This window comes from Streptomyces sp. IMTB 2501 (genome assembly GCF_001953885.1).
Classification (GTDB): Bacteria; Actinomycetota; Actinomycetes; order Streptomycetales; family Streptomycetaceae; genus Streptomyces.
Map to the genome: position 1 here is coordinate 1 of NZ_MQUS01000071.1, position 10,696 is coordinate 10,696.

A 10,696-nucleotide genomic window follows, 5' to 3' on the forward strand; every position below is an offset into this window, starting at 1 on the left:
CCACTCCAGGCGATGGCGGTGCTGCTGGCGGCCGCCGCGTGCACTTACATGATCACCGGATCCCACGCCCCTGCTCGTCCCCGGGTCGCGGCACCCTCGCTGATCGGCGAGACGATGAACGAAGCCCGGTCGAGCGCCCAGGCCGTCGGCGTACGCGTCCAGCCCATCCGACACCGAGCGTGCCCTCACCCCGGCACGCCCGTCGGCCGAGTATGCGAGCAGACACCTTCGCCCGGCAGCCAGGTGCCACGTCACGCCATCCTGCGGGTCACCCTGTCTCCCGGCACACCTCATCAGAGGTAGGGCTTCCCTTGCGCCACCACGACCGTATCGTCAGTGGTCAACTCACCCTCGGACACTCGTAGTAACGATACGGATGCGAGGGCCTTGACCTAACGATCGCGGTCCTCGTTGTGTTGTCGTTGGTGATCGTGATGCCCAAGGCCTCGTAGAGGGTTTCTTGCTTGTCGGCCTCGGCGGCTCGGATGCGTCGTGCGATGTTGACGAGTCTCTCGGTGATCTACCGGATCTGGTCGGGGTGAGGGGCTCTTCCTTCTTCCGTTTTGGTCGTCCGCGTACACGTCCCGGTGCAGATCCCGGGCCTCAGTGAGGCGTTGTCGCTGGGCACGGATCCTCCGTGCGGAGCAGGGCGTGCAACTGGTCGGTGAGGACGGCCGGATACCGCCGGGAGGCGGTGCTGAGGGGGACGCACCAAGTGCTCCGCTCCGCGGCCTCCCTTGCCCGCGCCTGTGCTTGCTGGGCCCGCTCCTGCTCACGCCGTCGGCTGTGCTCGGCCGCACGCTGGGCGAACAGGGGCGACAGCAAGGTTCCGACCACCCCGACGACTGCCACGATCGGCGCACCCGCACTGTTGACGTCCATCGTCCCGACCCCGGTGTCGCCGCACACCTCCAGCGAACCGGAGTCGTACCCCTTCGGGGAACGCCACGATCGAGGGCCGCCCGGCCTTCGCCGGGGCCCCGCCCGAGTGGCTCGCGTCGCGACTGACCGCCGTGATCCGGCTTCCGGCCACGGGGACGGAACTCGCTCGTCGACGGTCCCGGTCACGGTCAGGCGTCGGGGAGGAGTACCAGTCGCCTGCCGTGGAGTTCACCGAGCTCCATGCGGCGGTGGGCTTCGGCGGCGGCGCTCAGGGGGAGGCGTTCGAGTGTGCGGGGCCGGAGTCGGCCGTTCGCCAAGAGGCGGTTGATGGTGACGGCGGCCTCGGCGAGTTCGTTGGAGGTGGCGTGGGAGATGACGAAGCCGACGACCGAGCAATCCTTCATGTAGAGGCGACGCGCCGGCAGTACGGGGTCCGCCTGCTTCACGGCCAGGAGGACGATACGGCCGCGCGGCGCGAGAAGCTCGACCGCGGTCGCGAGGTCGTTCTGTCCGGAGGTGTCCAGGTACGCGTCCACCCCGCGGGGACAGGTGTCGCGGAGCAGCGCGGCGAGCTTCGGGTGCCGGTAGTCGAAGGCTTCCGCGGCTCCCAGCGAGCGGCAGTGATCGAGGTCTTGGACGGCGGCGGTGGCGATGACACGGGCACCGGCTTCGGCCGCCAGCATCACCAGGGCGCTGCCGACGTTCCCTGCCGCCCCGGCCACCAGCACCGTCTCGCCGGCCATGACCCGGCCATGGGTGAACAGCCCGAGGTAGGCGGTGGCGGCCGGATGGACCATGGACACCGCTTCGGCGGGATCCACCCCCGCGGGAAGGTGGTAGAGCCGGTCGGCTGCCACCACGGCCCGCTCCGCCGCCGCGCCCTGCCGCCCGCCGTGCCCGAGGCTGTTGGACCATACCCGGTCGCCGACCGCGAAACCCGGTGCGCCAGGCCCCGCCGCGGCCACCGTGCCGACCAGGTCCCGGCTGATCACCAGCGGGAAGGCGACGGGTGTCCGGAAGATGCCCGCACGGAGCAAGGTGTCCACAGGGTTGACGGTAGTGGCCGTGACATTGACCAGGACGTCGGTCGGACCGGGGGCGGGCAGGGGCAGTTCGCCGTACTGGATGCTCTCCGGCGGACCGAGTGTCTCGATGAAGGCTGCACGCATGATCGGCGAGTCTTCCACCGGCGTGGAGCGCCGCAACACCCCTAATCTCAACCCCTATTCCGCGTTTCACCCCGTGCCGGACTGTTCCTGTCGTTGTCTCGGGATTCGGTTCGCCAGCTCCCGTCCGGGCCGGCCGAAGTGGCCGGATCTCCGGGGTTTGGGGGGCGATCCGCGCGACCGTCGGCGAGTTGACCGCGCGGCAGATTGACCTCCTGGACGCACCACTTCTACGTTGTCGCTCGTGGGTTCCGACATCACCCGTTTGCATCATGTTGGTCACGTAGTCAGGGACATGGCCGAGGGGCTCGCTCTCTACCGGCGCCTGGGCTTTGTGATGGAGCCGCCCAGCTATCCCGCGATGGCACCTCGAAGGGGCGCCGTTCCCAGGCCGTTCGGCGTGGTGAACACCCATGCCCATTTCGCGCACAACTTCGTCGAGCTCGCCACCTGCGTGCAGGACGGTGACGTCGACCGCATCCCGGGCGCGAAGCTCGTCCCGTTGCAGGCGCCGGCCGGGATGCTGCCGGAGCTCGTGGAGCGGATCGGCAACGCCGGCACCAATCTGGCGGTGTGTCTGGACCGCTTCGAAGGCCTGCACATCCTGATGTTCTCCTCGCCCGACATCGATGCCGCCGCCACGCGACTGACAGCGGCCGGAGTGGGTCACGGCGGGGTCAGCACCGTGCGGCGCCGTGTGGAGACCACGGGCCGTCCCCTGAGGGAACCCGTCCGCTGCCTGGAGATCGACAGCGATCGCCCCGGGGCCAGGCCGGGCTGCGTGGCGGAGGGCCGGGTCGGCGTCGCCGCGGATCTCTCCCCGCAAGCCCAGGACGCCCGACGGCCGGACCACCCCAACGGTGCAGTCGATCTCATCGAGGCCATGCTCTGCGTCGCGGATGCCGAACTCGCCGCGGTAGGAGCCCGGTACGAGCGTTACCTCGGCCGGCCGGCGCGCTGTGAGGGGCCGACGCGGGTACTCGACCTCCACGGCGCGCGGCTGGTCCTCCTGCCGGACAGCAGCCTCGCAGCGCTCCTGCCGGGCGAGCACCCGGCCGCGCTGCCCGCCTTCGTCGCCTACACGGTCGCCGTGCGCGACATCGCCGCCACCCGGGACTTCCTGCGGCGAAACGGAGTCCCGCTGCGCCGGACGACGCCGGGTGACCTCTTCGTGTCGAGCACGGCTGCCCTGGGCGCCGCGATCGTCTTCCGCGGGGTCACCTGATGCCGCCGAGGCAGCGGTCCTCGGTGGTCGTCACGACCCCAGCGCTCGGTCGACGAGCGGTCCGGCCGCGCCGGTGTACTGCGCCGGGTCGCAGAGACGCGCCATATCACCGGCGTCCACCAGCCCTTGGAGTTCCGGGGCGGAGCCGAGCACTTCCTCCAGCGGCCGGCCGCGGGAGGCCGCCGTCGCGGATGCCTCGGTGAGCAACCGCCGGGCAGCCGTACGGCCGAGCAGGGGGGTGAGCGCCGCGGTGACCCGTTCCGAGACGACCTGGCCGTTCGTCAGCCCGAGGTTGGCCTTCATCTGTTCCGGGCGCACCTCCAGCCCCTCGGCCAGCTCCAGCGCGGTGTGGGCCGCACCGCCGACCAGCCGCAGGCACTCGCGCAGCAGTGACCACTCCGCATGCCAGACGCCCGCGGAGCGCTCGTCCTCACAGACCAGGCACTGTGTCAACCCCGTCGCGATCACCGGGACCTGGAGTGATGCGCTACGGATCAGTGTGGCCAGGACGGGATTCCGCTTGTGCGGCATGGCGGAGGAACCTCCGCGGCCCGCGGTGGCGGGCTCGGCCACCTCGCGGACCTCGGTCCGGGCCAGCGACTGCACATCGACCGCGATCTTGCCGAGTGCGCCGGCGGTGAAGCCCAGTGCCGCCGCCAGATCAGCGATCGGAGTGCGCAGAGTGTGCCAGGGCAGCTGCGGGCGGCACAGCCCGGTCTCGGCGGCGAAAGCATCGACCAGCCGATCGAGGTAGCCTCCGGGGTCGGCGCCCACCGCGCCATCGATCCTGGCGTACTCCAGGTAGCCGGCCAGCGTTCCGGCGGCTCCGCCGAGCGAAACCGGCAGGCCGCCATCCAGTACCGCGGCCAGCCGCTGCTCGGCCTCCAGGACCAAGTGGCGCCACCCGGCGGCCTTGAGCCCGAACGTCGTCGGGACCGCGTGCAGCGCCAGGGTACGCCCGGCCAGCACGGTGTCCCGGTGCCGTTCGGCGAGGACCGCCAGGGCGGCGGCCGTCCGAGCCAGGTCCGCCCGGATGATCCGCAGCGCCCGGGCGGCCACCAGCATCGCGCCGGTGTCGAAGATGTCCTGGCTGGTCGAACCACGGTGCACGTACTCCGCCGCACCCGGGTCGTCGGCCGCCACCACCCGGGTGAGGGCCTGCACCAGACCCACCACCGGGTTGGCCGTTTCCCGGGATGCCAGAGCCAGTGCACGGGGGTCGAGGCGCTCGGCGCGGGCCGCGGCGCTGATGGCGTCGGCGGCGGACCTCGGCAGGGTGCCGAGGCCGGCCTGCGCGCGAGCCAGCGCCGCCTCCGCGTCGAGCATGGCCTGCAGCCAGGCGACGTCGCAGACAGCGCGTTCGACGGGGGTGCCGGCGCGCACCGGGGAGAGCAGGCCGGCATCGGTGAGGAGATTCCGCTCGACGTTCACACGATCACCCCGGTGAGGTCCGTCTCGCCGCGCGCGGGACGAACCGCGGCCGGCACATGGGCGACCGGCGGGAGAGCCAGCACCGAGCGGGCGATCGCATCGGAGTCGCCGAGGGCCACCGAGTCCACCCCGGGGCGGATCCCGGCGGCCGTGACCCAGTGCACCGACTCGGTGGGAACGCCGTAGGCGAAACGGCGCGGGTGGGCACGGCCCCGCGAGTCCAGCAGACGGTACGGCCGCTCGGTGACCGCCAGGCCCCCCGTCTCGTAACTGTTCCCGCAGGACGCCTCGATCCGGTAGGCGGCGGCCTGCTCGGTGTTGAGCATGTGCCGCAGCAGCGGGTCTGCCGTGCGCCGCAGGTCGGGCTCCGGCAACCGGGCCTCGATGAGCACCCTGGAGCGCACCTCCGGTCCCGGTACGGCACGTGAACCGGCGGTGAACGAAGGCGTGTTGGTGTCGATGCGGATCTCCGTCGCCGGGCCGGTGAGCACCACCACATCCGCTTCGACCAGGGCGATCAGCTCCTCGATGCGCGAGACCGGCGGCCCGATCGAGAGGAACGCGTTCAGCGGCGTGTACCAGCCCTCCAGGTCGTCGCGGTGCGATTCGCCGTCCAGACCGCCGTGGTCGACGGCGAGACGAATCTCGTTGCGCAGATCGCGCAGCACGTCCAGGGCTGCCTTCAGCGGGCCGCTGAGATTTCCCGCTCGCGCCTCCCGGACGTCCCGGGCGAGGTAGTCGAGCAGCCAGTCCCGGAAGTCCGCGCGGTCGGCGAACACGCGGTCACCGTACGGCCGGGAGAGTCGCTCCCAGTTCCAGCGGTCGGCCGGATCGATGCCGAACTCGTCCAGCAGCGCGGTTAGTTCCGCTCCGCCAGCAGCCGCCAGGTAGCGATCGACCAGCGCCCCGCGCTCGGCCTGGCGACCGCGTGCGGACAGCAGTACGCCGTAGTAGACGCTCTCCACCTCACGGGCGATCAACGGCCAAATATCGGTGCCGAACCGTACTCGCTGACCTGCGAGTGCCTGCTCGCGCAGATGCCTGATGCGCTCCGGGCCGAGCAGGCGGGGAAAGTAACGGCCGTGGGCGCCCTTCTCGTTCTCCCCTCTGGCCTGGTACGGCACACCCCGCCGGGAGGTGGCGTACAGCCGAGGCTCCTGCCCGGAGGCGCGATAGACCAGATGCCCGCGCTGCCGGACGAAGCTGCCGCCCCGGCCGACCGTGAACAGCGCCATGTGGTCAAAGAAGTTGAGCCCCAGACCGCGCACCAGGACGTCCTGCCCGGGCTGGATCCCGCTCAGATCGAGATCCGCCGGATTGGCCGGCGTGACGTACGTCAGGTGATGGATGCGGGCCAGGCTCGCCGTCTTCTCCTCACGGGGCGTCGGCCGGGCCGGCACATGACCCTGTGCCATCACGATGGCGTCGAGCTGGTTCAACCGAGTGCCGTCCTCCAGCCGGATGCCCTGGGGCCCGCCGACCACACCCAGAGTGTCCGCGATGGCGACCGCACGGGAGCGGTGCACACGTACGCTGATGTGCCCAGGGGCACCGGCCACCACCCGTCGGAAACTGTCACGCAGGTAACAGCCGTAAAAGGCGCGGGTCGGGTAGGCGTCAGGGCCCAGGTCCCGCGCCTCGGCCAGGACTCCGTCGTCGTACGCGCTCCCGGCGCCAGGCTCCAGCAGGCCCTTGGCCCACTCATAGAGTGTCGGTCCGGGCTCTATGGGTCCGTCGATCCGGACGCTGTCGTCCGTGTAGATGGTGATCTGCGAAGCGACCGTATTCATGATCAGATGCCGGGACTGCTCGGACCGCCAGACCGCGCCGGAACCGGGCACGGCCGGGTCGACCATGTGCACTGTCACGGCGGAGTGCGCGGGCCGGGACCGTTCGTTGGCGCACAGCCGCTCCAGGACGGACAGCCCACGAGGGCCGGCCCCGACGATGCATATCTCGATTCGACTGGTGCTCATGCGTACCCTTCGGTGTCGCCGCAGCGGTGCTCAGGAAGAGCCGAGACCGGCGGCCACCAGCTGGGCCAGCTCCAGTCGCTTGATCTTGGTCGTGGCGGTCTTGGGCAGCTCTTCCAGCTTCCACTGCACGGGGTCCGCCATCGGAGGCAGCCCCGCCGTCGCGGCCCGCCAGGCGGCCAGGTCCAGCGGCATGTCGCCCTTGGTGCAAACCACAGGGAGGGCCCTGCCGTCCGGGCCGGGGATGATGATGATCTCGGTGAGGTCGTCCATCCGGGCGAAGAGAGCGTCCTCGGCGGCAAGGGTGCTGCCGAAGCCCTCGATCAGATCGACCTCGCGGTCGAGCAGGTGTACGCAGCCCCATTTGGTGCGGTAGCCGACATCGCCCATCCGCCACCAACCGCCCTCGGACACCTGCTGGTTGTACCGCTCCTGCTCACCGAGGTAGGTGACGATCCGTCCGTCGCTGCGCACCTCGATGTAGCCCGGATTCGACTCCGAGGGCGGGTTGCCGTTCCGGCTGACCACCCGGACTTCGGTCATCCCGGGGAACGGCATTCCGACACATCGGCCGTCGGCATCCGGCGCGCGCCGCTTGCTGAACGTGCGCGCGACGGCCGGGCCGACCTCGCTCTGCCCGTACAACTGGCCGAACACCGGGGCCCTGCGGCGGGTCGCGTGCAGCAGACGGCGAACCGTCCGCGGATGGATGGCGTCGAAGGTACTGCTGAACAGTTTGACGTTGCCCAGCGGTCGGCGCGGATCGTCCGCCAGTTCCTCCCACTCCATGAAGGAGTTGGGATGCGCCTCCAGGATGCCGGGCTTCAGCCGGGCGAACATGTCGGCGACGCGCGCGGGCCGCGAGTCGGCGAGGACGACGATCGGGAAGCCGCGCAGTAGCGAGATGGTGAGCGCGGTGAACAGCCGCGAGTGCACGAAGGACACATGCATCGCGATGATCTCGCGCTTGCGGATCACCGGAGAGAGCGCGGACACTTGCGGGCGGTACCGGGCCTGCATGGTCCTGCCGGTGTGCACGGCGAGCTTCGGGGTGCCGGTGGTCCCCGAGGTATGGGTGATCAGCAACGGGTGGTCCGGCGGCATGGTGACGGGCGGAACACGTTCGGCGCTGGCCAGCTCCGCCAGACCGGTCGCCCCTGGGTGGCTGCCCGATGTGAGCAGCACGCGCTCGGCAAGGTCGAAGACCGAGGACGGCAACTCGTCGCGGAGTTTGGCCTCGTCGGTCACCAGGTACGGACGCTCGGTGCGGCGCACCAGCTCCGCGACGGTCTCGCCGTCGAGCTTCGGCGACAGTAGCACCGCTACGGCGCCGATCCGCGAGGTCGCGCAGGCGAGGAGTGTGATGTCGAAGCCGTCGCTCTTGTGGATGACCACCCGGTCGCCGGGACGGACCCGAGCGGCCCAGAGCCTGGAGGCGAAGTCGTCCACCAGGTCGGCGATTTCCGAGACCGTGGCTCGTCGGCCGATGCCCGGGGCGATGTCGAGGTCGTGATCGAGAATGATGACGTTGGCGGGATGCCGCCTGGCGGCTCGTTCGAAAAGCGTTCCCAGCCGCATTCCGCGGTTTGCTACACGTTGAAGAAACAATGTGCTAGCCCCTCATCTGATGCTTCGCGACGGCGCTGGGTCACTTCTTCTCGACGACGGCCTTGATACGGCCGAGTGTGGCGAGGATGTCGCCCTCCAGCTTGACGGCCCAATCCGCGTAGAAACTCTGCCTCTCCGCCTCGTCCAGGCCGGAGACGATCCGCAGAATTCCCTTGGTGGGACGGTTCATCCGGAAGCGGTGGACCAGCGTGCTGCCTCCACCGTCCGCGGTGATGTCGTAGGTCCAGACGCTGTCCTCGCGGACTCCGTCACTGTTGTACATCTGCCAGGCGAAAGTCCGGCCCGGGTCGGCTGCTACCACCTCGGACCGCGTCATCCACGTGCCGCGGGGGACCGGTGCCCAGGCTACGACTTCATCCTTCCGGAAGTTCTCACTGCGGAAGACCGCGCCGACCGTGGCCGGTTCTCCCGACACCCATTCGATGCGCTTGCACTCCCGGCTCCACTCGCTGGTGCGGGACAGGTCGCTGATGACGGAGTAGATCTCCATGGGCGTTGCGTCGATGTGCAGTTCGCCGCGGACCTGGAAGAGGGGTTTCTTCTCGTCAGTGGTCTGATTCATGATCAGGGTTCCTGCGCTTCCGGTATCGGTGGATGATGGTTTCGTCGCGACCGTCAAGCCGCCGTGGATCGGGGCGGATAACGGGTGCTGATTGCCGGACACTTCCAGGGAGAAGTGCAGGGCCACGACCGACATGCGGCGCGAGCGATAGAAGAGATGGGCCCTGTCATTGGTTATGCCGGAATCGAGTTCGATTCGCGTGCAGCCGGTCCGCCGCGCCTGTTTCTCCAGTTCGGCCATCAGGTGGCCGCCGATGCCCGTGGACCGGGCGGCGGGGTCGGTGACCAGATCATCGATGAACAGCAGTCGGCCCCGGCTGGTCGCCAGCACCCGGTGGGTGGCGACCGCCAGACATCGTCCCTGGTCGTCGTAGGCTCCGGTGAACACCAGCCCCTGCCGGCCCGCCTCGGCGGCGAACTCCTCGAACTCCTCTCTGTCGAGGCCTGGCCTGAGGGCCTGGATGAGTGGTGCGACATCCGTGCCCATCCGGGGATCGGTCCGCGCGATGTCTTTCGTGATCAGTTTCATGTGGGCTGCGGTGTCACTCCGCTACTTTGGTGCTTCCGGACCAGACGAACACTTGGAGCGCAACGCCCTGGTGCAGCACGGTCTCGGAGGTCGGCTCGAAATGCTCGTGGCGGTTCCCCCGGAGTATCTTCAGTTTGGTGTCGGGATGTTGCACGTAGAGGACTCGTTGGTCATCGGGAAGATAGGGGGAAGTGCCGCCTTGGAGAATCACATTGGGTTGGACGGTGTTCATGCTCGAATCCTTCCCTCACGGTTTGAAGTCCAGCGAAACAGCGGCTTGCGGCCGATGGAAACCCCTATCCGGTCAGATTAGGGGATCGCCTCTCCTGCTAGGGGAACCGGCTAAAGCTCGTTGTCGATGAATGCGAACAGCTCTTCCGTGGACGCCGAGTCGAGGTGGGTGGTGACGGCACCGTCTTTCTCGGCGGACTGCTGGCCGGTCATCTCCGCAAGGAGTGCGTGCAGACGCGCCGGGATTCTCGTGGTGGCGACCGCGGAAGCCGGCACGCCTGCCAGCATGGCCGCGACCTTGTCCAGCTCGGAGAGAATGCGTTCGGTCGCCGCCTGCGTTGTGTCTGTTGTGGTTTGGGTTGTGGTGGGGGTGAGTTGGTCGTNNGGCGGTGTGCCGGCGGACGAGGGTGAGGATGTGTTCGTGGCGTTTGGTGGGTGTGAGGGTGGCGAGTTGTTCGGTGAGGGCGGGGCCGTGTTGGTGGGTGGTGGCGGTGGGTCGTACGGCTTTGAGTCGTGACCAGAGGGGGTGGGTGGGGATGTGGTCGGGGTTGAGTGCGGAGGCGAGGTGCAGTGGCCGGTGGCTGTGGTTGTGGGCGTCGAAGATCTGCAGTCCCTGTTGGGAGCTGAGCGGCTTGATGGCGCTGCGTGACATGCGGGCGAGGTCCTGGTCGCTGAGGTGGCCTGTCATGCCGCTGGTTTGGGCCCACAGTCCCCAGGCGAGGCTGGTGGCGGGCAGGCCGTGGGCGTGGCGGTGGCCTGCGAGGGCGTCGAGGAACGCGTTGGCCGCGCTGTAGTTGGCCTGACCGGGGCTGCCGATCACACCCGCGAGGGATGAGTACAGGACGAAGGCGCCCAGCTTGTGATTCTTGGTCAGCTCGTGCAGGTGGACCGCCGGATCGACCTTGGATGCCAACACGGTGCGCAGCTGCTCGCGGGTTGTCGAGGTGAGCACGGCGTCGTCGAGCGCGCCTGTGGTGTGGATGACGGCGGTGAGGGGGTGGTCGTGGGGGATGGTGTTGATGGCTTTGGTGAGTGCGGGTTTGTTCGCGGCGTCGCAGGCGGTGATGGT

The 10,696-nt window shown here is 69.1% G+C and carries 9 protein-coding genes and 2 pseudogenes; 2 read left to right on the forward strand and 9 right to left on the reverse strand.

Annotated features, from left to right (window positions below):
• Nucleotides 1–48: 48 nt before the first annotated feature.
• Nucleotides 49–303, forward strand: a complete 255-nt coding sequence (locus AV521_RS53125) for a PASTA domain-containing protein (protein ID WP_371917120.1) — start codon at nt 49–51, stop codon at nt 301–303.
• A 260-nt stretch (nt 304–563) separates the two neighbouring features.
• On the opposite strand, the pseudogene AV521_RS45955 reads toward AV521_RS53125, so the two are convergent.
• A pseudogene (locus tag AV521_RS45955) lies at nt 564–882 on the reverse strand (hypothetical protein); the annotation flags it as partial.
• Between the two features lie 188 nt (nt 883–1,070).
• A complete protein-coding gene (locus tag AV521_RS45960) occupies nt 1,071–2,051 on the reverse strand; it encodes an NADPH:quinone reductase (protein ID WP_076097917.1) in 981 nt (326 codons plus the stop codon).
• Between the two features lie 241 nt (nt 2,052–2,292).
• Here AV521_RS45960 and AV521_RS45965 point away from each other — a divergent pair, with 241 nt between their 5' ends.
• Nucleotides 2,293–3,273 carry a VOC family protein gene (locus AV521_RS45965; RefSeq protein WP_076097912.1) on the forward strand — a complete coding sequence of 327 codons (981 nt, stop codon included), beginning with the start codon at nt 2,293–2,295 and terminating at the stop codon, nt 3,271–3,273.
• A gap of 30 nt (nt 3,274–3,303) precedes the next feature.
• Here AV521_RS45965 and pcaB read toward each other — a convergent pair whose 3' ends face one another.
• The 7 genes and pseudogenes from pcaB to AV521_RS52160 form a co-directional block, all read right to left on the reverse strand.
• Nucleotides 3,304–4,704: a 3-carboxy-cis,cis-muconate cycloisomerase gene (pcaB, locus tag AV521_RS45970; RefSeq protein WP_076097913.1), complete on the reverse strand. Its 1,401-nt coding sequence runs from the start codon at nt 4,702–4,704 to the stop codon at nt 3,304–3,306.
• Nucleotides 4,701–6,680, reverse strand: a complete 1,980-nt coding sequence (locus AV521_RS45975) for an FAD/NAD(P)-binding domain-containing protein (protein ID WP_076097914.1) — start codon at nt 6,678–6,680, stop codon at nt 4,701–4,703. The genes pcaB and AV521_RS45975 overlap by 4 nt, the downstream gene beginning before the upstream one ends.
• 30 nt (nt 6,681–6,710) lie before the next feature.
• Nucleotides 6,711–8,255 (reverse strand): class I adenylate-forming enzyme family protein, encoded by a 1,545-nt coding sequence (locus AV521_RS45980; RefSeq protein WP_256726024.1) that lies wholly within the window; start codon nt 8,253–8,255, stop codon nt 6,711–6,713.
• Nucleotides 8,256–8,325: 70 nt separating this feature from the next.
• Nucleotides 8,326–9,396, reverse strand: coding sequence for a GNAT family N-acetyltransferase (locus tag AV521_RS52150; protein WP_256726025.1), 1,071 nt, complete (start codon nt 9,394–9,396; stop codon nt 8,326–8,328).
• A 13-nt stretch (nt 9,397–9,409) separates the two neighbouring features.
• Nucleotides 9,410–9,628, reverse strand: a complete 219-nt coding sequence (locus AV521_RS45995) for a DUF5988 family protein (protein WP_076097916.1) — start codon at nt 9,626–9,628, stop codon at nt 9,410–9,412.
• A gap of 110 nt (nt 9,629–9,738) precedes the next feature.
• A complete protein-coding gene (locus AV521_RS52155) occupies nt 9,739–9,915 on the reverse strand; it encodes a hypothetical protein (protein ID WP_256726026.1) in 177 nt (58 codons plus the stop codon).
• A 472-nt stretch (nt 9,916–10,387) separates the two neighbouring features.
• A pseudogene (locus AV521_RS52160) lies at nt 10,388–10,693 on the reverse strand (KR domain-containing protein); the annotation flags it as partial.
• Nucleotides 10,694–10,696: the final 3 nt, after the last annotated feature.